General features: G+C 72.4%; 19 protein-coding genes and 1 tRNA gene. 4 read left to right on the forward strand and 16 right to left on the reverse strand.

What is annotated here, in order from left to right; all coding sequences use genetic code 11:
* The first annotated feature begins 134 nt into the window (after positions 1–134).
* Complete coding sequence (locus tag AB0D32_RS29660; protein ID WP_357097351.1) at positions 135–704, forward strand: site-specific integrase; 570 nt, start codon at positions 135–137, stop codon at positions 702–704.
* Positions 705–798: 94 nt separating this feature from the next.
* Here AB0D32_RS29660 and AB0D32_RS29665 read toward each other — a convergent pair.
* Positions 799–875: transfer RNA gene (locus AB0D32_RS29665), tRNA-Thr, on the reverse strand.
* Positions 876–1,011: 136 nt separating this feature from the next.
* On the opposite strand from AB0D32_RS29665, the gene AB0D32_RS29670 reads away from it, so the two are divergent.
* Positions 1,012–2,769: a metallophosphoesterase gene (locus tag AB0D32_RS29670; RefSeq protein ID WP_357097288.1), complete on the forward strand. Its 1,758-nt coding sequence runs from the start codon at positions 1,012–1,014 to the stop codon at positions 2,767–2,769.
* Positions 2,770–2,775: 6 nt separating this feature from the next.
* Here the strand turns inward: AB0D32_RS29670 and ricT are convergent, their stop codons facing one another.
* The 6 genes from ricT to tmk form a co-directional block, all read right to left on the reverse strand.
* Positions 2,776–3,615 (reverse strand): regulatory iron-sulfur-containing complex subunit RicT, encoded by an 840-nt coding sequence (gene ricT / locus AB0D32_RS29675; protein ID WP_357097290.1) that lies wholly within the window; start codon positions 3,613–3,615, stop codon positions 2,776–2,778.
* 197 nt (positions 3,616–3,812) lie between these two features.
* Positions 3,813–4,499 (reverse strand): hypothetical protein, encoded by a 687-nt coding sequence (locus tag AB0D32_RS29680; protein ID WP_357097293.1) that lies wholly within the window; start codon positions 4,497–4,499, stop codon positions 3,813–3,815.
* The gene (locus AB0D32_RS29685) at positions 4,499–4,804 is read right to left on the reverse strand and encodes a hypothetical protein (RefSeq protein WP_357097295.1); all 306 of its coding nucleotides are present in this window, start codon (positions 4,802–4,804) and stop codon (positions 4,499–4,501) included. The genes AB0D32_RS29680 and AB0D32_RS29685 overlap by 1 nt, the downstream gene beginning before the upstream one ends.
* 1 nt (position 4,805) lies before the next feature.
* Positions 4,806–5,135: a YbaB/EbfC family nucleoid-associated protein gene (locus AB0D32_RS29690; RefSeq protein WP_357097297.1), complete on the reverse strand. Its 330-nt coding sequence runs from the start codon at positions 5,133–5,135 to the stop codon at positions 4,806–4,808.
* A 149-nt stretch (positions 5,136–5,284) separates the two neighbouring features.
* Positions 5,285–6,565: a DNA polymerase III subunit delta' gene (locus tag AB0D32_RS29695; RefSeq protein WP_357097299.1), complete on the reverse strand. Its 1,281-nt coding sequence runs from the start codon at positions 6,563–6,565 to the stop codon at positions 5,285–5,287.
* Entirely contained in the window at positions 6,565–8,664 is a 2,100-nt protein-coding gene (gene tmk / locus AB0D32_RS29700; protein WP_357097353.1) for a dTMP kinase, read from the reverse strand. Before tmk ends, AB0D32_RS29695 begins: the two co-directional genes overlap by 1 nt.
* 298 nt (positions 8,665–8,962) lie before the next feature.
* On the opposite strand from tmk, the gene AB0D32_RS29705 reads away from it, so the two are divergent.
* Entirely contained in the window at positions 8,963–10,171 is a 1,209-nt protein-coding gene (locus AB0D32_RS29705; RefSeq protein ID WP_357097301.1) for an amino acid deaminase/aldolase, read from the forward strand.
* Positions 10,172–10,247: 76 nt separating this feature from the next.
* On the opposite strand, the gene AB0D32_RS29710 is transcribed toward AB0D32_RS29705, so the two are convergent.
* Positions 10,248–10,823 carry a TetR family transcriptional regulator gene (locus AB0D32_RS29710; protein ID WP_357097303.1) on the reverse strand — a complete coding sequence of 192 codons (576 nt, stop codon included), beginning with the start codon at positions 10,821–10,823 and terminating at the stop codon, positions 10,248–10,250.
* Between the two features lie 222 nt (positions 10,824–11,045).
* On the opposite strand from AB0D32_RS29710, the gene AB0D32_RS29715 reads away from it, so the two are divergent.
* Positions 11,046–12,362 carry a D-arabinono-1,4-lactone oxidase gene (locus AB0D32_RS29715; RefSeq protein WP_357097305.1) on the forward strand — a complete coding sequence of 439 codons (1,317 nt, stop codon included), beginning with the start codon at positions 11,046–11,048 and terminating at the stop codon, positions 12,360–12,362.
* Positions 12,363–12,464: 102 nt separating this feature from the next.
* Here AB0D32_RS29715 and AB0D32_RS29720 read toward each other — a convergent pair whose 3' ends face one another.
* The 8 genes from AB0D32_RS29720 to AB0D32_RS29755 all read right to left on the reverse strand — a co-directional run bounded on the left by AB0D32_RS29720 (position 12,465) and on the right by AB0D32_RS29755 (position 22,639).
* Positions 12,465–13,427, reverse strand: coding sequence for a DUF559 domain-containing protein (locus tag AB0D32_RS29720; protein WP_357097307.1), 963 nt, complete (start codon positions 13,425–13,427; stop codon positions 12,465–12,467).
* Between the two features lie 87 nt (positions 13,428–13,514).
* A complete protein-coding gene (locus AB0D32_RS29725; RefSeq protein ID WP_357097355.1) occupies positions 13,515–14,552 on the reverse strand; it encodes an IS30 family transposase in 1,038 nt (345 codons plus the stop codon).
* 91 nt (positions 14,553–14,643) lie between these two features.
* Positions 14,644–17,469: a type I DNA topoisomerase gene (gene topA / locus AB0D32_RS29730; protein ID WP_357097310.1), complete on the reverse strand. Its 2,826-nt coding sequence runs from the start codon at positions 17,467–17,469 to the stop codon at positions 14,644–14,646.
* A gap of 320 nt (positions 17,470–17,789) precedes the next feature.
* Complete coding sequence (locus AB0D32_RS29735; RefSeq protein ID WP_357097357.1) at positions 17,790–18,359, reverse strand: hypothetical protein; 570 nt, start codon at positions 18,357–18,359, stop codon at positions 17,790–17,792.
* A 131-nt stretch (positions 18,360–18,490) separates the two neighbouring features.
* Positions 18,491–19,033 (reverse strand): hypothetical protein, encoded by a 543-nt coding sequence (locus AB0D32_RS29740; RefSeq protein ID WP_357097312.1) that lies wholly within the window; start codon positions 19,031–19,033, stop codon positions 18,491–18,493.
* Positions 19,034–19,145: 112 nt separating this feature from the next.
* A complete protein-coding gene (locus AB0D32_RS29745) occupies positions 19,146–21,500 on the reverse strand; it encodes a sodium-translocating pyrophosphatase (RefSeq protein WP_357097314.1) in 2,355 nt (784 codons plus the stop codon).
* A 348-nt stretch (positions 21,501–21,848) separates the two neighbouring features.
* Positions 21,849–22,283 carry an ATP-binding protein gene (locus AB0D32_RS29750; RefSeq protein WP_357097316.1) on the reverse strand — a complete coding sequence of 145 codons (435 nt, stop codon included), beginning with the start codon at positions 22,281–22,283 and terminating at the stop codon, positions 21,849–21,851.
* The gene (locus tag AB0D32_RS29755; RefSeq protein ID WP_357097318.1) at positions 22,283–22,639 is read right to left on the reverse strand and encodes an STAS domain-containing protein; all 357 of its coding nucleotides are present in this window, start codon (positions 22,637–22,639) and stop codon (positions 22,283–22,285) included. Before AB0D32_RS29755 ends, AB0D32_RS29750 begins: the two co-directional genes overlap by 1 nt.
* Positions 22,640–22,645 lie beyond the last annotated feature (6 nt).

Genomic DNA, 22,645 nt, shown 5'->3' on the forward strand with positions numbered 1-22,645 from the left:
GGTCTCCGGTATGAAGTTCTTGCTTGGTCGCAGAACCAGATACCGGAGACCTCTTCAGTTATCGATCACCGCCACGCCGCAACTTCACGGACACAACCCGACTTACGAAACACGCCTTAAAGGCCGTCGACGGCTTGCGATTGGAGGCGCGGTGGATCATCGGGATCGCGCTCGGACTTCGGCAAGGTGAGGTCCTAGGCTTGCGTTGGGATGACGTCGACCTGACCGCAGGCACCCTGCGAGTGCGGGGACAACTGCAACGCAATCCCGAGACGGGCGGCCTGGTCTTCGTCGAGACGAAGACCGCTCGGTCTCGCCGGACTCTGCCGCTGCCGCCCACTGTGCTTGTGGCGCTGCATCGTCATCAGGAGCACCAGGCAGCAGAACGTCTGAACTCCGACAACTGGGCCGACCCCGGCTTGGTGTTCGCAACCAGCGTCGGTACGCCCATCCACCCGCGCAACGACTACCGCTCGTTCCGGGAGATCATCCGGCGGGCCGGTCTCCGGCAGGTTCGGCTGCACGACCTACGCCACACGGCTGCCAGCGTGCTCCTCGCCCAGGGCGTGCCGGCCCGCGTGGTCATGGAGATACTCGGTCACTCACAGATCAGCGTAACCCTCAACATCTACGCCCACGTAGCTCCGGAGATCGCACGGGAAGCCGCTTCGCGGATGGAGGGGGCGCTGTGGTCGGGTGAATGAAGCTTGGCTGCTCGCTTGGCTGCTCGGCTCAGCGAAGGCATGCAAAAGGCCCAGGTCATGATCGGCGATCAAGCCGGTGACCTGGGCCTTTCCATGGAGCCGCCTGACGGAATCGAACCGTCGACCTACGCATTACGAGTGCGTCGCTCTAGCCGACTGAGCTAAGGCGGCAACGATCATCAAGTGTACGGCACGACCCGGCCTCCGGCCGAGCGGGATCCCCACTCGCCTGCCGAGCCGGACAACCGACCCCGAACCGTCGTCCGCCGGACAGCGATCGACGTCGGCCGGGACTACGCTGCGGCGGGTGACCGACGATCGCGCCCCCGACGTGGCTCCGCAGGACGGCGCGGCGGAGAGCCCGCACGCGAGCGAGGCGGTCGGCGGGCGGGCGGCACGCCGTCCGCGCAGCGTCGATCCCCGGGAGCTGGGCTTCACCCCGCGCAAGCCGGTGCCGTGGCTGGCGCCGTTCCTGCTGATCAGCACCGGCATCCGTACGCTGCTGGCGGTGCTCTTCGGGGCTTACCTGGACAAGCGGGAGCTGCAGAATTCGCTCGACGCCGGCATCGCGCGGCAGGTCGGGCCGGACGGCGGTCTCTGGCTGGACTACGTGGCCGACCTGGGCGACGGTTTCAACGCCACCTACTCGGTGGCCTATCTGCTCGCCCAGCCCGAGCTGGAGGTGGACGGGCACCGGCTGCCCCGCGCGCAGACCCTGGTGATGGGTGGCGACCAGGTCTACCCGTCGGCCGCCTTCGAGGCGTACGAGGACCGGTGCAAGGGGCCCTACCAGGCCGCGTTGCCGGTCACCCCGCCCGAGCGGCCCACGCTCTTCGCGGTCCCCGGCAACCACGACTGGTACGACGGCCTGACCGCCTTCCTGCGGCTCTTCGTCCGGTCCCGGGACCGGCACTTCGGCGGCTGGGAGACCGGCCAGTCCCGCTCGTACTTCGCGGTCGAGTTGCCCGCCGGCTGGTGGCTGCTCGGCCTCGACGACCAGTCCGGCTCGTACCTGGACGATCCGCAGCTCACCTACTTCGACAGGGTCGCCAAGCGGTTGGGCCCCGACAGCCGGGTGATCCTGGTCGTGCCGGCGCCGACGTGGGTCAAGGCCGTCGACCATCCCACGGCGTACGACTCGATCGACTACTTCATCCGTACGATCGTCGCGCCCACCGGGGCGCAGGTGCGGCTGCTGATCTCCGGCGACCTGCACCACTACGCCCGGTACGCCGGCCCGGACCGGCAGCTGATCACCTGCGGGGGCGGCGGCGCGTACCTCTACCCGACGCACGAGCTGCCGGAGCGGATCGAGGTGCCGCCGCGGGACACCCTCGCCCGGAGGGCCAGCACCTCCCACCCGTACGAGCTGGCCGGCCGCTACCCGGACGCCAGCCGCTCCCGGCGGTACGCCTGGGGGATCTTCCCCCGGCTGCCGCTGCGCAACCCGGGTTTCACCACCCTGCTGGGCACCCTGCACACGCTGCTGATGCTGTCGATGGCCGGCGTCGTGGCCAACCCGGAGGGGACGGCGCAGCGACTGTTCAGCGTGCCGCTGATGGCGATGCTGATCGTCACGATGCTCGGCGCGGCGTTCTTCGCCAAGCCGCCCAGCTCCGGCGGCAAACGGCATGCCCGGCACTGGATCCTCGGTGTGGGCCACGGCCTGGCCCAGATCGGGCTCGGCGCCGCCGGCACCTGGGCCTGGCTGGCGCTGCCCTTCCAGGACTGGCCGTGGCCGCTGCCGGCGGTCGCCGCGGCGGTGCTCTACGGGCCGGTGAGCGGGCTGGTGGCGAGCCAGTTGGTGGCCGCGTACCTGCTGGTGGCCGGCGCGTTCGGGGTGAACGTCAACGAACTCTTCGCCGGCCAGGGCATCGAGGACGCGAAGGCGTTCCTGCGGCTGCGCATCGACCCCGACGGCACCTTGACGATCTACCCGATCGCCGTGGACCGGGTCGCCCGCGACTGGCAGATCAACCCCGACCAGTCTCCCGGCTCCTCCTGGCTGACCCCGAAGCGCCCCCTCCGCCCCCGCCTGGCCGAGCCCCCGACCACTCTCACCTGAATCCGGTCAGGGGGCGTAGTGCTGGTCGTGGGCCTGGCGGGGGCCACAGACAGACGCGCGGGAGCAGGAGCAGCGGGAGCCGTCGGCGTCGAGACGCACCGTGACGGAGTCCCGGGGGACGCTGTGGCCGACCACCCGGCCGTCGCCCTCCGGCGTCGACACGCGGGTGCCGATCGCCGGGGCCGACTCCTGGAACCGCTGGTAGAGGGGATGTTCGTACTTCAGGCAGCACATCAGCCGGCCGCACGCGCCGGAGATGCGCAGCGGGTTGAGCGGCAGGTCCTGGTCCTTCGCCATCCGGATGGTGACCGGCTCGAAGTCGTTGAGGAAGGTGGCGCAGCAGAGGTCCCGGCCGCAGGAGCCGATGCCGCCCTGCACCCGCGCCGAGTCGCGGGCGGAGAGCTGACGCAACTCCACCCGGCAGTGCAGGGTGGCGCCGAGGTCCCGGACCAGCGCGCGGAAGTCCACCCGGTGCGGGGCGGTGAAGTAGATGGTGCTCCGCTCTCCACCGCCCTCGGCGGCACCGAGCACATGGTCGATGGCGACCACCTTCATCGGCAGGGCGTGCTCCCGGATCAGCCGCTTCGCCGCGACCTTGGCCTCGGCCTTGCGGCGGCGCACCGTCTCGTCGCGGCGCAGGTCGTCGTCACCGGCCAGGCCGGCCAGGCGGGGAAAACCGTCGGTCTCCTCGGTGACCCACTGCGCCGCCCAGACACACTCGGCCACCTCCGGCCCGTCGTCGGTCGGCACCAGCACCTTGTCGCCGACCTGGGGACGCAGCTCGCCCGGGTCCAGGTAGTAGAGGCGCCCGTACCGCTGGAAGCTGACCGCGCAGAGCATGCCCATGCCTCACACCCTACGATGCGCGGGCCGGGGCGACCCGGCCGGCCGTCGCCGCCCGACTACGGTGCGCAGCCATCCGCGCCTGCCGAATCGCCCGGCCCGCCCGCCGGCAAGGCGGTGGTCAGCGGGCGCAGCACCGCCAGCATCCCGGCCCCGCGCAGCCGGCAGCCCGGCACGGCACGCCACGCCCGCACCGCCGGTCACCAGCCGACCCGGGTGGGGGTGTCGTAGCGAGGGCGTTCCGCCGCCGGAGCCCGCCAGCGGGACTCGGCGAGGCTCGGCGCCCACTGGCGCAGCAGGGTCTCGGCCCCGTCGTACGCGACGCCGAGCACCGCCAGCACGCGCGCGGCGATCTCGGCGGCCTCGGTCCCAGCCGGCCCGGCCGTCCCCCGGTGTTCCGGTCCGCCGCTCGGCATCGACGTCGCCGCGACCACGGTCACCGCCTCGGCGGAGCGCAGGACGGCGGCCAGCGCCCGGGCCAGCGTGAGCCGGCTGCCCTCCACCCAGTCGGCGAGCGCGTCGGCGTAGCCGGCCGTCGACTCCAGTCGGCCGACCAGGCTCTCCGGCCCCTCGTCGAGGTGCCGCAGCAGGGCCGCCCGGGCCTGCCCGTACGACGAGGCGGCCGGGCCGGACCAGAGCACCGGGTCGGTCAGCGCGGCGCAGACGTCGTCGTACCCCCGCGTCAGGCGGCGCGCGGTGTGGCCGGCGGTGGCCAGCGGCGCCGGATGCAGGTCGAGGAAGCTCCGGACGGCCTCGCCGGGAAGCACCTGCATCCGGCGCAGCAGCGGCCATACGCGGTGCCCCTCGGGGGCCCCGGCGGCGAGCAGCGTGTCGACCCGGCGGAGCAGGTCGAGGGCGGGCTCGGCGAGCCGGTCCAGCGCGTCCATCACGCCTCCCCGGTCAGCCGGTGGCGTACGTCGCGGTCGACGTCGGTGTAGTGGTCGGCGGCGGCCCGCACCGCCGCGGCGGCAGTGGCCAGTTGTTGGGCGGCGGCGTGCGCCTCCCGGGCCCGGTCGCCGGTGGCGGCGGTCCACTGCCGGTGCAGGGCCCGCCCGATCTCGCCGGGCCGGCCGGGGGCGTCGACGCCGAACGCGGCCTGCGCCGGGTCTCCGGCGGTGACGGTGCGGGACATGGCTGCCATGGTCTCGCTCGCCTCGTCGAGCCGGGCGGCGAGGACGCGCAGGCTCTCCATCTCAGGCTCCCGCCAGCGGCCGGTAGGCGGTGAAGGTCTCGTTGTGCAGTTTCTCCCGGGCCCACTGGGCGGCGTCGGCCGCCGCGGTGACCGCCGCCTGCACCGAGCCGGCGACGTCGCGGGGGTTGCGGGTGTGCAGCGGGCCGAGGAACCGGACGTCGGTGATCCGCCCGCCGGCGGTCACCACCACCTCGACCAGCCCGTCGGGCGACCGGACGGTGACCTCGACGGTCGACACCGCCTGGTCGAACTCGGCCTGGAGGGACTCGATCCGGCGGTAGCGCCGCACCGCCTCCTCGATCCAGGCCTCGTCGATCTCCCCCCGCGGCATCGGCGGACTCCTCCCGGAACAGGAAATCACTGTGCGTGCCGCCACCGTCACCACGGCACACCGGACCGCACCGCACAGCAATCGAGCCTGTCGATGCCTGTGGACAGCCGGTCCGGCCGGCGGGACCTCGTGGTCGCGGGGCGGCCCGCTCAGCCCTTCCAGAGCGAGAGCATCATCGCCTCGACGGCGATGCGGGGCTTGACGTTCGCCTCGATCGCCGCCCGGCACTCCAGCACCGCCTCCAGCCGGCGCAGCGCCCCCTCGGCGTCCCACTTCTGCGCGCCCGCCCCGGCCAGCGCGGCCGTGTCGGTGTGCACCGGCGCCACGGGGGCGCGCAGCGCCATGGTGAGCGCGTCCCGGTAGAAGCCCGCCAGGTCGACCAGCGCCCGGTCCAGCGCGTCGCGCTGCGCCCGGGTGGCCCGGGACTTCTGCCGCTTCTCCAGGTCCTTCAACTGCCCGGCGGCGCCCCGGATCGCGCCCGCCGCCCCCCGCCCGGTGCCGCCGGCGCCGAGGGCCGTCTCCAGCGCCGCCCGCTCGGCCGCGTCGGCCTCCGCGACCGACGCCTCGGCCTCCGCCTCGGCCGCCTCGATCAACGCCGACGCCGCGTCGAACGCGGCGCCCACGCCGGTCAGCCGGCGTGGCACCGCGAGCACGGCCTCGCGGCGCTTGCGCGCCTCCGGGTCACGGGCCAGCCGGCGGGCCCGTCCCACGTGCCCCTGCGCAGCCGCCGCCGCCCACCGCGCCGCGTCGGGCGCGACGCCGTCGCGGCGGACCAGCACCTCGGCCACCGCGTCCGGCGCGGGCTGCCCCAGCGGTACGATCCGGCAGCGCGACCGGATGGTCACCGAGATGTCGTCCGGGTGGGTGGACGGGGCGCAGAGCAGGAAGACCGTCCGCGGCGGCGGCTCCTCGATGGCCTTGAGCAGCGCGTTGCCGGCCGCCTCGGTGAGCCGGTCCGCGTCCTCGATCACCACCACCTGCCAGCGCCCGCCGGACGGAGTGCTGGCGGCGCGCAGCACCAGCGCCCGCATCTCGTTGACGCCGATGGAGAGCCCCTCCGGCACCACCATCCGGACGTCGGCGTGGGTGCCGGCCAGCGTGGTGTGGCAGCCGGGGCACTCGCCGCAGCCGGTGCCGCGCACGCACTGGAGGGCGGCGGCGAGGGCCCGCGCCGCCACCGACCGGCCCGACCCGGGCGGCCCGGTGAAGATCCAGGCGTGCGTCATCCCCGCCCCCGGGTCGACGACGGCTGCCGCCTCCGCGCCCGTGCCGTCGGCCTCCTCGGCGAGAGCGTCCCACTCGTCCCCGGCGGCGTCGGTCGTGGGCGGGACCGCGGCGGCGCGCAGCACTGCGGCCGCCGCGGCGGCGGCGCGGCGCAGCGTGTCGACCGCGTCGTCCTGCCCGACCAGGTCGGCGAAGACGTCGGGCATCAGGTTCTGTGCTCCATCGGTACCAGCTCCGATTCGGATAACTCCGGCTGCACCGTGGTGTCCGGCCCCTGGGCGGGGCGCGGGTGCACGATGCCGCCCGGGCTGCCGAACATCTCCTCGACCCGCCGGGCCACCTGCCCGGTGATCTCTTCGACCGGGCGGGACGCGTCGAGCACCAGGTAGCGCTTCGGGTCGGCGGCGGCGAGGTCGAGGAAGGCGTACCGGACCCGCTCGTGGAAGGCGACGGACTCGGCCTCCAGGTGGTCCGCCGCCTCGGTGCGGGCCGCCACCCGGGCCAGGCCGGTACGCGGGTCGACGTCCAGCAGCACCACCAGGTCGGGCTTGAGCCCGCCGGTGGCCCAGGACGAGAGCCAGGAGACCTCGTCGGCGGGGAGTGTCCGCCCGGCCCCCTGGTATGCCAGGGACGAGTCGACGTACCGGTCGCTGATCACGACCGCGCCCCGCACGAGCGCCGGCCGGACGACGGTGGCCACGTGGTGCGCCCGGTCGGCGGCGTAGAGCAGCGCCTCGGCGCGCGGCGACGGCACGTCGGACCCGGGGGCGCCGAGCAGCAGCGACCGGATCCGCTCGCCCACGGCGGTGGCCCCGGGCTCACGGGTCACGACCACGTCGCGCCCCTGCCCGCGCAGCCGCTCGGCGAGCGCGGCGAGCTGGGTGGACTTGCCGGCGCCCTCGCCGCCCTCGAAGACCACGAAGAGGCCGGCGGAGACGAACGGCTCGGCCGGCATCAGCGGGCGGCCCCGGATCGAGCCCCAGAGGTCGGCCAGGACGGGCACGCCCTTCTTGTCGTCCATCTGCCCGAACGCGCTGATCCCGGCGAAGATGCCGGCGGCACCGGCGGCGAGCAGCAGCAGTCGGGTGGACGAGATCGAGACGCCCAGGTCGGCGAGTTCCAGCCGGCGCGATCCGCCGACGCCGGCGAGCAGGCTGCTCAGGCCGATCGCGAGGATCAGCACCAGCCGGGTGCCGATCTGCACCACCGCGAAGACCCGGCCCCGCACCTCGTCGGCGATCTCCCCGCCGAGCAGGGTGGTGCCGGAGAGGAAGGCCATCCCGGCGCCCGCGCCGACCAGGACCGCGCCGACCATCGCCATCGAGAGGTGGATGGCGAAGGCCAGGGCCATCACCGACGCGCTGGCCAGCACGATGCTCATGCCGAACCAGCGCCGCCGGGACATTTCCTTGACGATCATCGGGCCGAGCCCGATGCCGAGCGCGAGGCCGACGAAGATGGCACCGAAGAGCAGGTAGAAGGCGGCGTCACCGGCGCCGAGGGAGGTGGCGAAGAACTTGGCGGTGCCGATCACGATGCCGCCGCCGGCGAACGCGCCGAAGATGCCGAGCACCAGGCCGCGGACCAACGGGGTCTGCCCGATGAAGCGCCAGCCCTCCTTGAACTGGCGCAGCATGCCCTGCTCCGCGTCGCCCCGCTCCGCGGCCTGCCCCTGGCTGATCTCCTTGATGCCGTACGCCACCACCAGCGCGGTGGCCAGCCGGGAGAACGCGTTGAACCAGAGCGCCAGATCGGCCGGCTCCGCCCAGTTCGGCGTCGAGCCCCCGGTGGCGGCCCGCACGATGCCGTCGAGCGAGGCGAGGATCAGCGCGGCGAGGATGGGAGTGAGGCCGTACGTGGTGATCAGCGTGAGCTGGTTGGCGGCCTCCAGCCGGGCGCGCGGGATCAGGTTGGGGACCGCGGCCTCCTTGGCCGGGATCCAGAGCAGCGTGATCGACTCGATCAGGAAGGTGGCGATCGCCGCCCAGCCGACGGTCACGCCGCCGGAGGCACCGAGCAGCGCGACCAGCGGGATCGAGGCGAAGAGCAGGAAGCGCAGCACGTCGCAGATGACCATGGTCCAGCGCCGGTCGAACCGGTCGGCGAACACGCCGGCGACCGGGCCGAGCACCAGCGCCGGCAGCAGCCGGATGGCGATGACGCCACCGAACGCGGCACCCTGGGCGGTGCTCCCCTCGACCTGGGAGGCGGCGAAGACGGAGGTGGCGAGCAGGCCGAACCAGTCGCCGAAGGACGCCGCGCCGAGCACGATCCAGAGCCGGCGGAACGGGGTGATCCGCAGCACCGAACGGATGCCGGCGTAGCCGGACAGGTCGGTGCCGGACTGGTCGGCGGTGCCGCCGGACTGCTTCGAGGACGACGACACGCCGGGCGACTCGCCGTTGAACTGGCTTTCGATGGCCGTACCTCCACGTGCCGGCCCATCGCTGGGCAGTCCCGGTGGAACACTCTAGACCCGGTGGGGACCTGCCCCGCCGCGACATTCTCCTGTTCGCCGAGCCTAGGCCGCCGCGACCACCGCCCGCAGCCCGGACAGACGCGAGGGTATTTCGCATTGCCTCCCAGACAGTTAGCGTGCACACGTGGCCATCGAAAGCGACAAACTTCGTGATCGCCTCGACCGGGCGACCGCGCACCTCGACCCGCCGTACGCCGTCGTCGACCTCGCGGCCTTCGACGGCAACGCCGCCGCGCTGGCCGCGCGGGCCGACGGCAAGCCGGTTCGGGTCGCCAGCAAGTCGGTACGCGCCCGGGAGCTGATCGGCCGGGCGCTGGCGCGGCCCGGCTGGCAGGGCGTGATGGCCTTCACCGTGCCCGAGGCGATCTGGCTGGTCCGCTCCGGCGTGACCGACGACGCCCTGGTGGCGTACCCCACGGCCGACCAGGGGGCGCTCGCCGAGCTCGCCGCCGACCCGGCGCTCGCCGGGGCCGTCACGCTGATGATCGACAACACCGACCAGCTCGACCTGGTCGACGCCGTGTGCCCGCCCGGGCGCCGCCCCGAACTGCGGGTCTGCCTCGACCTGGACGCCTCGTGGCGACCGCTGGGCGGAAGGGTGCACGTCGGGGTGCGCCGCTCCCCGGTGCACAGCGCCCGGGCGGCCGGCACGCTCGCCGCCGCCGTCGCTGGCCGCGCGGGCTTCCGGCTGGTCGGCCTGATGGCGTACGAGGCACAGATCGCCGGCCTCGGCGACGCGCCGCCTGGGCGGGCGGTGCTCGGCTCCGCGATCCGGCTGGCCCAGCGCCGGTCGTACCGCGAGCTGCTGGCCCGCCGGGGCGCGGCGGTGGCCGCCGTACGCGAACACGCCGACCTGGAGTTCGTCAACGGCGGCGGCACCGGCAGCGTGGCCGCGACCAGCGCCGATCCCGCGGTCACCGAGGTCACCGCGGGATCGGGCCTGTACGGGCCGACGCTGTTCGACGCGTACCGCGCCTGGCGCCCCACCCCGGCGGCCTTCTTCGCCTGCGCGGTGGTCCGCCGCCCGGGCCCCGGGCTGGCCACCGTGCTCGGCGGCGGCTGGATCGCCTCCGGCCCGGCCGAGGACAGCCGGCTACCCCGGCCGTGGCTGCCGGAGGGGCTGAAACTGATCGGCACCGAGGGGGCCGGCGAGGTGCAGACCCCGCTGGCCGGCGCAGCGGCCGGCACGCTGCGGGTCGGCGACCGGGTGTGGTTCCGGCACGCGAAGGCCGGCGAGCTGTGCGAGCACGTCAACGAGTTGCACCTGATCGAGGGAGATTCGGTCGTGGCCACCGTGCCCACCTACCGGGGCGAGGGCCACGCCTTCCTCTGACCTGCCGGCCCGGCACGTACCGGGCCGTCCGCACCGTGTCCCGCCGCCTGGCGCACCCCGGGTCGGCGGGCCGGGTTCAGCCGGGCTGGTTGGCGTCGGCCGGGGCGTCGACCTGGCGGTGCAGGTATTCCCGGATCAGCGCCTTGGCCTCGACCAACACCCGTTCGTCGCCCTCGGGCAGCCGACGGAACGCCAACTTGATCAGCGCGTCGGCCGCCTCCACGGCGATCTCCAGGTGGAACCGGAGGTCGGGGACGTCGGTCAGCCCGAAGCGCTCGGCGAGCACGCGGGCCAACTGGTCCGCGATCACCCCGTTGTTGTCCCGCTGCTCGTCGAGCAGGTGCAGGTCGACCACGTCGCCGAAGTGCAGGGTACGGAATCCGGGAACGGTACGGTGCATCGTGATGTACTCGTCGATACCCGCGTCGACCCCGTCCCACCAGTGGGTCATGTCGTCCGACGCGAAACGCTCGTCGAGCCGCTGGAGGTAGGACTCCATCGTGCGCAGGGTCAGCGCCTGCACTATGGCCCGCTTGTCCGGAAAGAACTGGTATACCGACCCGATCGCCACCTCGGCACGCTCGGCGAGCAGGGTCGTGGTCAGTCCCTCGTACCCCACCTCGTCGACGAGCTCGGCACAGGCGTCCAGCATCCGCTGGACCCTCGCGACACTTCGACCCTGCACCGGTACCCGGCGCAGCGGCCCGGCTGTGGCGGCTGGTGTGGACACTCGCCACCCCCCTTCGACGGATGAACATATCTGCACGTCACGGGTTCGTGACTACCGGTACAACGAGCAAACCTCGATTGCGGTATTTACCTGCTACAACGTTCCTGATATGAAGGTAGTTCACATTCATGTCGAGGAGTGCGCATGGCCGGTACCGCACCGCCAACCATGGCCGGCTGGTCCAACTGGGCCGGCAACCAACGCGCCACCGCCACCGCCATCCTGCGCCCCACCTCCCTCACCGACGTCGCCGAGGCCGTACGCTCCGCCGCCGCCACCGGGGACCGGATCAGGGTGGTGGGCAGCGGCCACTCCTTCACCGGCGTCGCGGTCACCGACGCACGGCGGATGGAACTGACCGAACTGGACACCGGCGTACGCGTCGACATCGACCGCCGACTGGTCACCGTACCGGCCGGAACCACCCTCCGCGCGCTCAACGACCTACTCGCCACCCACGGCCTGGCACTACCCAACCTGGGCGACATCGACGCCCAGACCATCGCCGGCGCGATCTCCACCGGCACCCACGGCACCGGCGCCGGATACGGCTGCCTGTCGACGTTCGTCGAGGCGCTCACCCTCGTCACCGGCACCGGCGAGGTGCTGCGCTGCTCCGCCGACGAACACCCCGACGTCTTCGCCGCCGCCCGGGTGTCACTGGGCGCGCTCGGGGTGCTCGTCGAGGTGACCCTGCGCTGCGTGGACGCCTTCGTGCTCCACGCCCACGAACGGCCCGCGTCGCTGGAAGCCGTCCTCGACGAACTGCCCACGCTGGTCGAGCGGCACGACCACGCCGAGTTCTACTGGTTCCCGTACACCGACCGGGTGCAGGTCAAGACCAACGACCGGGTGCCCGCCGACGACCGGCCGCTGCCCCGCTGGCGCGGCTGGCTGGACGACGAGTTCCTCTCCAACACCGTCTTCGCCGGGGCCTGCCGGCTCGGCCGCGCCGTGCCGGCGCTCGCCCCCGGCATCAGCGCCGTCTCCGCCCGCGCGCTCACCGAACGCCGCTACACCGGCCGCTCCGACCAGGTCTTCTGCACCCCGCGCCGGGTCCGCTTCGTGGAGATGGAGTACGCGCTGCCGCGCGAAGCCCTTCGCGAGGCGCTCGACGCACTGCGGCGGATCGTCGACGGGCTGCCCTTCAAGGTGCTCTTCCCGGTCGAGGTGCGGTTCACCGCCGCCGACGACATCTGGCTCTCCCACGGATACGGGCGGGAGTCGGCGTACGTGGCGGTCCACCAGTACGTCGGCATGCCGTACGAGCCGTACTTCCGGGCCTTCGAGCAGGTCGCCGCGAGCCTCGGCGGCCGGCCCCACTGGGGCAAGCTGCACTGGCGCGACGCGCAGTCACTCGCGGCGGTCTACCCCCGCTGGACGGACTTCCAGACGCTCCGCGCCCGCCTGGACCCGCACCACCTCTTCACCAACCCCCACCTGACCCAAATCCTCGGCTGACCCCCCTCCGCCACGAGGCTCCAGCCAGAGATCTTGGAAGAAACAGGCCCCTGGGAGGGCCGAAATCCGCCAAGATCTATCGTCCGGTCGGGTGAGAGAGAGTCAGCCGGGCCATCCTGCGGCCCGGAGGGCGGCGTGGAGCTGGGCGAGCACCTCCGCCGGATGTGCCCGAAGCGCCCAGGCCGGAAAGCGGAGCACCCGGTCGCCCTCAACCCAGAGTGCGTTCTGCCGGCGCATGTCGGCCCAGGCCGTACGCGGATCGAGGTGCTGGCCGCCGTCGATCTCCACGTGCACCTTCCACTCCTCGAAGTAGGCATCCAGGTAGCGGCGTCGACCGCCGGAGTCACGTCGGACCTTCTGCCGGGTCGGCTCCGGCAACCCGGCTCGGCGCACCAGTTTGAGGAAATCCAACTCGGCCAGGGAATGTGCACCGCCGGCCGCGTCCCTGGCGACGTCCAGGACCAGCCGGCGACGACGCAGTCGGGGCATCCGATCGAGGACCTCCTGCACGTCGGCGCCGCACACCAGTCGCTGCTGAAAGCCAGCGGCGACGATCGACCGGGCCTCCTCGTCGGTGCGGGCCCACTGCGCCGCGTCCACGATCGAGCGGGCGGCGGTCGTCCGGCACGGTTGCCCGACCGCGAGCACGTCCCGCTCAGGCAGATGGGTCGTCCGGTGCGCCGACACCCCATGCGGCAGTTCCCGCCTCCGGTCGGCCGGCAACAGCAGGTGGATGACCCGTGTGGGAAAACCGCGCAGACCTCCCGCCTGGACGGCGGTCAGCCCACCGAGCATCGCGCCGGGCCCGGCAGCCAGCACCGCGATCCACCGGAGCTGTGCAGGACCGACCGGTCCGCTGTGCGTGACGAAGACGGCCTGGTGAACCTGTCGCCACCGCCCACTTGCCACCCGGTGCCGGATCGCCTTGCGGGACATGTGTCGTAGTGCCTGGCTGAGGCCGATCACGTCCTCCTGCCGGAAGAGCAGCCAGGTCAACTCGTCGGCGTGGTCGCCCGGCAGCGCCCGGATCAGCGCCGCAGGCGAAGGTTCGAAGAGCAGGCTCACGACCCCACCCTGCCCCTGTGGCACCCTCGTCGGCTGCCCCTGTGGACAACGTCAAGATCTTGGAAGGCGGTGGCCCCTGTGGCGGCTTCAACCGGTGGTTGCAACACCGATGAATTGGGACATTCTCTCACCAGGGGTGTCCCAGCCCAGGGTTTCTCGGGGCCGTGCGTTGAGTTGATCGGCGACGGCGTGCAGGTCGGTCTGGCTGATGCTCCGGAAGTCGGTGCAGCCTTTGGGGTAGTACTGACGTAGCAGGCCGTTGGTGTTTTCGTTGGTGCCTCGCTGCCAGGGGCTGTGGGGGTCGCAGAAGTAGACCGGGCAGCCGGTGGCGACGGTGAACTGGGCATGGCGGGCCATTTCGCTTCCCTGGTCCCAGGTCAGCGAGGCCAGTAGCCGGCGGGGCAGCCAGCACATGGCGGCGGCCAGTTGCGCCACGACGTGCTCGGACACCTTGCCCTCGGGCAAGCTGACCAGGATCACGAAGCGGGTGTGTCGCTCTACCAGCGTCGCGATCGCCGATCCCCCTGCCGGGCCCCGGCCGCCTTCGACGAGATCGCCTTCCCAGTGCCCGGGCGTTGCCCGGTCGTTGACCTCTGCGGGCCGGGAGCTGATGTTCAGGCCCAGCCAGGGGCGGTACGAGCGGATCGGCCCACCGGCCTGCGGTCGTCGACGCCGGGCAGCGCGACCGGAGCGCAAGGCCACCTGCCGGGCCAACTCCGCACGAAGGTTCCCCCGCGCCTGCAGATAGATCGCCTGGTAGATCGTCTCGTGCGACACCCACATCTCCGGGGACTCGGGATGGTCACGTCGCAGTCGTCGACTGATCTGCCGTGGTGACCACCGTTGCGTCAACAGGTCAACGACCCGCCGTCGCAACGGCCCGTCACCTGACAGCCTGGCAGGCCGCTTCCCACGCCGGTGACGCAGCCACGCCGCCCAATCCGCAGCGGAAGGCCGATACACCTGCCCGTACCGCTCGAACCGGCCCACCTCCCGACCCACCGTCGACGGCGCCCGAGACAACCCCCGCGCGATCTGACGGATCGACAAACCCGCCGCCCGACCCAGACCGATCTCTTCCCGCTCCACCAACGACAACCGAGCTGCCACTGCCACCACCTCCACCAGGATCAACGAAGGTGTTGCAACCAACGGTTGACCCCAAGTGTAGGGGCCACCGCCTTCCAAGATCTTCTGCTGGGGCGGCTCGGGGCGCTCAGTCGGTGGTGGTGGAGGCCTTCTTGGGGGCCGCCTTCTTTGCCGGCGCCTTCTTGGCCGCCGTCGTCTTGGCCGTCGTGGTCTTCCTGGCCGCCGTCGACTTGGTCGCCGCAGCCGTCTTCTTCGCCGCCGTGGCCTTCTTGGCGGGTGCCTTCTTCGCGGCGGTCTTCTTCGGCGCCGGCCCCTTCGCCCGCTTCTCGGCGAGCATCTCGGAGGCCTCCTCGATGCTCAGCGCCTCCGGGGTCTGGCCGCGCCGCAGCGACGCGTTCGTCTCACCGTCGGTCACGTACGGGCCGAACCGGCCGTCCTTGATGACCAGCGGCTTCTCGGTGAGCGGGTCGACGCCCATCTCCCGCAGCGGCGGCGCGGCGGCACGGCGCTGGCGGGTCTTCGGGGCGGCCAGCAGGGCCAGCGCCTCGTCCAGCGTGACGGTGAACATCTTCTCTTCGGAGTCCAGCGAGCGGAACTCGTCACCGCGCTTGACGTACGGGCCGTAGCGGCCGTTGTTCGCGAACACCTCGCCGCCGTCGGGGGCCACGCCGACCAGCCGGGGCAGGCTGAGCAGCTTCAACGCCTCGTCGAAGGTGAGCGAGTCCGGCGACTGCGAACGCAGCAGCGACGACTTGCGCTCGCCGCTGGCCACGTACGGGCCGAAGCGGCCCGACTTGAGCAGGATCGGCTCGCCGGTGCCCGGGTCGTCGCCCAGCTTGCGCTCGCCCCCGCCGCCGAGGAACAGCTCGTGCACCTTCTCCGGGGTCAGCTCGTCCGGCGCCAGCCCCTCGGGGATGGGTGCCCGGTCGCCCTGGCCGCCGCCCTCCTCGCCCTCGGTCTTCGGGGCCGGCTGCTCGCCGGGCAGCGCCCGCTGGAGGTACGGCCCGTACTTGCCCACCCGGACGACGACCTCGCGGCCCTCGTCGTCGGTGAACAGCGGGATCGAGTTGACGCTGCGCGCGTCGATGTCGCTGAGGTTCTCCGTGACCAGCTTCTTCAGCCCGCCCGAGCGGGCGATGTCCCGGTCGCCGGCGCCGTTGGCGCTGCCGAAGTAGAACGCGGTCAGGAAGTCGACGGCGGCGTGGTCACCGCCAGCGATCTCGTCCAGCTCGTTCTCCATGCTGGCCGTGAAGTCGTAGTCGACCAGGCGCGGGTAGTGCCGCTCCAGCAGGCCGATCACCGCGAAGGCCAGGAAGGTTGGGATCATCGCCTGGCCACGCTTGGTCACGTAGCCGCGGTCCTGGATGGTCTGCATGATCGACGCGTACGTCGACGGGCGGCCGATGCCCAGCTCTTCGAGGGCCTTGACCAGCGACGCCTCCGTGTAGCGCGACGGCGGCTGGGTGTGGTGGCCCTGCGCGGCCAGCTCGTCGGCGGTGAGCGGCTGGTCCTTCACCAGGTTGGGCAGCCGGCGCTCGGCGTCCTCGGCCTCGGCGTTCTCGTCGTCGCTGGACTCGACGTACGCCCGCAGGAAGCCCGGGTCGGTGATGGTCTTGCCGGTGGCGCCGAAGTCGGCCTCCTCCTGCGCGGAGGAGACGGCGCGGATGCGCACCGAGACGCTGGAGCCGACGGCGTCGGTCATCTGCGAGGCGATGGTGCGCCGCCAGATCAGCTCGTAGAGCCGGTATTCCTCGGTCGACAGCTCGTTGCGCACCTCGCCCGGGGTGCGGAAGTTGTCCCCCGCCGGGCGGATCGCCTCGTGCGCCTCCTGCGCGTTCTTCACCTTGCCGGTGTAGCGCCGCGGCTCCGGCGGCACGCTGCGCTCGCCGTACAGCTCGACGATCTGCCTGCGGGCCGCCGCGATGGCGGTCTCCGACAGGTTCACCGAGTCGGTACGCATGTAGGTGATGTAGCCGTTCTCGTAGAGGCGCTGCGCGGTGCGCATCGTCTGCTGGGACGAGAACCGCAGCTTGCGGGCCGCCTCCTGCTGGAGGGTGGAGGTGATGAACGGCGCGTACGGGCGGCGGCGGTAGGGCTTCTCCTCGACCCGGGTGACGGTGAACGGCCGCCCCTCCAGTCGGGCCGCGAGCCCCTGGGCACCACCGGAGTCGAGGTGCACCACCCCGGCGCCGGCCTTCACCCGGCCGGTGGTCGGCTCGAAGTCCTTGCCGGTGGCGATCCGGTCGCCGTTCAGCGCGACCAGGGTGGCGTTGAAGTTGCGCGGGCCCTCGCCGGCGTTCGCCACGGCCAGGGTGGCCAGGATGTCCCAGTATTCCGCCGTGCGGAAGGCCATCCGCTGCCGCTCGCGCTCCACCACGATCCGGGTCGCCACGGACTGCACCCGGCCCGCCGAGAGCTTCGGCATGACCTTCTTCCACAGCACGGGCGAGACCTCGTAGCCGTAGAGGCGGTCGAGGATGCGCCGGGCCTCCTGGGCGTCGACCAGGTCCCGGTCGATCTCGCGGGGATTCGCCACCGCGGCCTGGATGGCCGGCTTGGTGATCTCGTGGAAGACCATCCGCTTGACCGGCACCCTGGGCTTGAGCGTCTCCACCAGGTGCCAGGCGATCGCCTCGCCCTCGCGGTCCTCATCCGTCGCCAGGAAGATCTCGTCGACCTCCTTGGCCAGCTTCACCAGCTTGCTGATCTGCTGCTTCCGGTCGGCGGAGACCACGTAGAGGGCGTGGAAGCCGTTGTCGACATCCACCCCGAGCCGGGCCCACGGCTCGCCCTTGTACTTGGCCGGCACGTCGGCGGCGTTGCGCGGAAGGTCCCGGACGTGGCCGAAGCTGGCCTCCACGACGTACCCCGGGCCGAGATAGCCCGAGATCGTCTTGGCCTTCGCCGGTGACTCGACGATGACCAGACGGGTGGTTCCAGCTTTGCTCGGCACGTCTCTCCCCGACCTCACTCCTGCTCGTAGCCACCGACGCCCGGTTCGGGCCGCCTTCGACCCGCCGACCCCCGGCGGTCCGGATGTCCAACGTAACGCGCCGCCCGCGTTTCGGGTTTCGCGGGCGGCAAACCGTCCCGATGAGGGGCGGCCTCCTGCGCCGGCGGCGGCTGGGCGTGCCGGACGGCGCCACCGTACACCGTGCGTGTGCCGCCGGGTGGGACACTGTGACGATGGCGGGCCTTCGGCCGACGCGTCACCCAGCCGTTTTCCGCGATATTGCGCACCTGCTGTCCCGCATCGGACAGGCGCGCGGCGGGTCAGGAGCGGGCCGGCCAGGCCGTCGCGGGGGCGGCGGCCGGCGGGTCGCCGACCAGCTCGGCCAGGCGGGCGAGCCGCCGCCGGCCGGTGATCCGGTACGCCGGCCCGCCCTCGCCGGGACCGAGCAGCACCCCGGACAGGCCGACCGCGTCGAGGGCCCCGCCGACCGGTTCCCAGCACTCCTCGTCGGCGACGCCGAGCCGGAGCAGGAAGCCGGACGGCTCGGCGACCCCTGCCGCGGCGAGCCAGAGCCGCAGCCGCCGCCCGTTGAGGTGGAGACCGGCGGGCGGTCGCTTGCCGGCGCCCCGCAGCCAGGCCATCGCGAGCGGCTTCAGCGTGCGGGCGTACGAGGTGCGCACCGCGTGCCGCCCGTCGGTGGTCGCCTCCCAGGTGGCCGCCACCTGGCGCAACGCCAGCTCGGCGACGAGCACGTGCACCCGCCAGGCAGCGTCGACCACCACCGAGAGCCGGGCGGTGCCGCCCATCCGGACCACCTCGCCCGGGCCGGCCAGCAGCCCGGCGAGGTCGGCGAGGGACGGGTCCGCCGCCTCCGCGCCGAAGAAGGTCAGCTGCCGGGCCGACTCGTCGCCGCCAGCCGGCGGGGGCGGGGCGGGACGGCGTGCGACCGGCGCGACCCGGTCCGTGGGGGCCGGGAAGAGCACCGGCAGCGCCTCGCTGCCCGACGGGTCACCGGTCCCGCTCAGCGACACTCCGGCACCTCGTCGAAGGCGCGTTTCAACTCCTCCGAGTTGAGCCGGCTGATGTCGAGCGCGCTGGCGTCGTACTCCTTGTTCAGGGTGTCCACGGTGGCGCGGACGCCGTCGTAGAAGGTGGCGGGCTGGCCGGTGCCCAGCCCGTCGATGGTGTCGCGGGCCCGGCCGTACGCGTCGCGCACCTTCTCCAACGAGGCGCGGAAGCCCGCGGAAATCTCCGCGCCGTGCTCGGCCTCCGGGATGCCGGCCTCCTCGACCTTGCGGCGGGCGGTCTCGCTGGCCTGCTCCGCGCCACCGAAGAGCCGCACCAGGTTCTCCTTCGCCTGCGCCGGGGTGGTCTGGGCGGTCATCTGCTGGTCGGTGCTGCTGGTCAGCTTGCTGATCTCGGCCCGCCACGGGGTGAGCGCCGAGCAGACCGACGCCGCCCACGCCTGCGGGCTGGGACCGCTGCCGCAGCCGGCCGCCACGAGTACGAGCGTGGCCAGGACCACCGTGAGCTTTCCGGCGGCTGTCGCCCGGCACGTACGCATGCGTTGCAGCGTACGGCCTCTGTCGAGCACCGGCAGCGGACAGGTTTGCCGGGGTATGGGCGGTCCCCGGCCGGCCACCGGGGCCGATCGGGGACCGCCAATGCCGGACGGATCAGGCGTTGACCGTCTCCGGCCGCTGGCCCGGGCTGCCCGCGCCCGTGCCGGAGTCGGAGTCGGACATCGCCACGCCCTTGCGCTTGCTGAACACCACCGCCGCGACGATGACCAACGTCGCCGCCACGGCGATCCCCACCCGCAGGGCGGTGTTCCGCTCGTCGCCGACGCTCCAGGCCACCACGGCCGGCGCGATCAGCAGCGAGACCAGGTTCATCACCTTGATCAGCGGGTTGATGGCCGGGCCGGCGGTGTCCTTGAACGGGTCGCCGACGGTGTCGCCGATGACCGTCGCCGAGTGCGACTCGGAGCCCTTGCCGCCGTACGCGCCGTCCTCGACGAGCTTCTTGGCGTTGTCCCAGGCGCCGCCCGAGTTGGACAGGAAGACCGCCATCAGCGTGCCGGCCCCGATCGCCCCGGCCAGGTACGCCGCCAGCGCGCCCGGCCCGAGGCCGAAGCCCACCGCGATCGGCGCGAGGATGGCGAGCAGGCCGGGGGTCATCAGCTCGCGCTGCGCGTCCCGGGTGCAGATGTCGACGACCTTGCCGTACTCGGGGCGCTGGGTGCCGTTCATGATCCCGGGCAGCTCGCGGAACTGCCGGCGTACCTCCATCACGACCGCGCCGGCCGAGCGGGAGACCGCGTTGATGGCCAGTCCGGAGAAGAGGAACACCACCGCCGCGCCGATGATCAGGCCGACCAGGTTGCGGGGGTTCGCCACGTTCAGCGAGTTGAGGATCTCGGCGCCGACGTCGGCCACCCCGGCGTCGGCGTACGCGGTGCTCAGCGTGTCGGTGTACGAGCCGAACAGCGCCGTCGCGGCCAGCACCGCCGTGGCGATCGCGATGCCCTTGGTGATCGCCTTGGTGGTGTTGCCGACCGCGTCCAGCTCGGTGAGCGTGCGGGCGCCGTGCTCGTCGATGTCGCCGGACATCTCCGCCACGCCCTGCGCGTTGTCGGAGATCGGGCCGAAGGTGTCCATCGCGACGATCACGCCGACCGTGGTGAGCAGGCCGGTGCCGGCCAGCGCCACGGCGAACAGCGAGAGCGTGATGGAGCTGCCGCCGAGCAGGAACGCGCCGAACACGCCGGCGCCGATCAGCAGCGCCGAGTAGACCGCCGACTCCAGGCCGACGCTGATGCCGGCGAGGATGACGGTGGCGGGGCCGGTCTGCGAGCTCTTGCCGATGTCCTGCACGGGGCGCCGGTTGGTCTCGGTGAAGTAGCCGGTCAGCGCCTGGATCGCCGCCGCCAGCACGATGCCGATGACGACCGCGCCGATGGCGACCGTCCGCGGGTTCTCGCTGACGTTGGTCAGCCCGCCCTCCAGCTCGGCGAAGGTGGCCGGCAGGTACGCGTACGTGGCGACCGCCACCAGCACCGCGGAAAGCAGCGCGGAGATGTAGAAGGCCCGGTTGATCGCGGTCAGGCCGTTGCGGTCGGCGGCGCGCAGCCGGGTGATGAAGACGCCGACGATCGCCACGAGCACACCGATGGTGGAGATGATCAGCGGGAAGACCAGGCCCTCCTCGCCGAAGGCGGCGCGGCCGAGGATGAGGGCGGCGACCAGGGTGACCGCGTACGACTCGAAGAGGTCGGCGGCCATGCCGGCGCAGTCGCCCACGTTGTCGCCCACGTTGTCGGCGATGGTGGCGGCGTTGCGCGGGTCGTCCTCGGGGATGCCCTGCTCGACCTTGCCGACCAGGTCGGCGCCGACGTCGGCGGCCTTGGTGAAGATGCCGCCGCCGACCCGCATGAACATGGCGAGCAGCGCGGCGCCGAAGCCGAAGCCCTCCAGCACGGTCGGCGCGTCGCCCCGGTAGAAGAGCACGACCAGCGCGGCGCCGAAGAGGCCGAGGCCGACGGTGAGGAAGCCGACCACGCCACCGGTGCGGAAGGCGATCTTCATCGCGGCTTCCCGGCCACCCTCCCGCTCGCGGGCGGCAGCGGCGACCCGCAGGTTGGCCCGGGTGGCCAGCCACATGCCGGCGCCACCGATGAACGCGCTGAACAGCGCGCCCACGACGAAGAAGACGGACCGGCCGATCTTCACCGCCGTCTCGCTGCCGTCGGTGTCGTGCACCGGCAGCAGGAAGAGCAGTACCACGGCGATGACCACGAAGATCGCCAGGGTGCGGAACTGCCGGATCAGGTAGGCCGAGGCGCCCTCCTGGACCGCGCCCGAGATCTCCTGCATTTTGTTGGTGCCCTTGCCGGCGGCCAGTACGGCTTTCGTCAGCGCGCCGGCGAAGGCGAGCGCCACCAGCGCGAGCACCGCGGCGATGACGACGTACGTGACGTTGTTTCCGGTGAGGGATATCCCGCCGCCCTCGGCGGCCAAGGTGTCGGACATGCGTGTCCTCCTGTACCGAACGCTCGCGCCAGCCGGTGGAGACGCACCGACCCGGCGCCTGGATGCGGAGTGGTCGCAAGCACGCGCCAACCCACCCCGGCGGGACCAGCGATGAACAACCGTTCCCGCTGGCTGCGAGATGGATCACTTGCTGACAACTCGCGTACTGTAGCCCTCCGCAGTGTTGGAGGTCACACCGAGGGGCTACCGCGTCTCGATGATCTTCGTCGCTGTGTTATGAGGAAAAATCTGATATAGGAGTCCATCCATGCCAAAGAGGCCGCGCCCCGGCGGGACGCGGCCTCTCACGGCGTACGACACCCTCAGCGAGGGCGGTGGAAGATCACCTCAGCGGCCGACGGGCCAGACCATCCGCACCTCGGTGCCGATGCCCTCGTCGACCGGGCGGACCTGGAGGTCCTCGACGAAACCGGCCAGCAGCGCGAAACCGACCCCGGTGGTGAGGTCGTCCTCGTCGAGCGACTCGTTGGCGAGCTGGTCGGCGTCCAGCGCGGCCAGGCCGAGACCGGCCTCGATCGGCGCACGGTCGACGACGCGCACCGCGTACGCCCCCGTGTCGGACATCTCGACGAACACGGGATCGGGCACGCCGTACTGGCGGTGCAGGGCGACCGCGCGGGTGCACGCCTCGCCGATGGCCAGCCGTACCTCGTCGAGCAGTTCCTCGCGGACCCCGGCCCGCCGGGCGACCGCCACGCCGACCAGGCGCGCGGTGCGCACGTGCACCGGGGCCGGCGAGAAGGAGAGCTTGACCGTGGCCATCAGGCGCCAGCGCCGGCCGGGCCGGCACCGATCGCCGCGTCGACCGTGGGATGCAGCGGGAAGACCTGGTCGAGCGCGGTGATCCGGAAGATCTTGAGCAGCGGCTCCTTGTCACAGACCAGCGCGAACGAGCCGCCGGCCGCGCGCAGCCGCTTGAGCGCGCCGACCAGCACACCCAACCCGGTGGAGTCGAGGAAATCCACCCGACCCAGGTCGACCACGACGTGGCGGGCCCCGCCGTCGATCAACTCGAGGAGCCGCTCCCGCAGCCGGGGCGCGGTGTAGACGTCCACCTCACCGCCGACCTCGAGCACCGTGTGCTCGCCCACGGTGCGGGTCGCCAGCGACAGCTCCATCGGTCC

It is taken from the genome of Micromonospora sp. NPDC048170 (genome assembly GCF_040652795.1).
Classification (GTDB): Bacteria; Actinomycetota; Actinomycetes; order Mycobacteriales; family Micromonosporaceae; genus Micromonospora.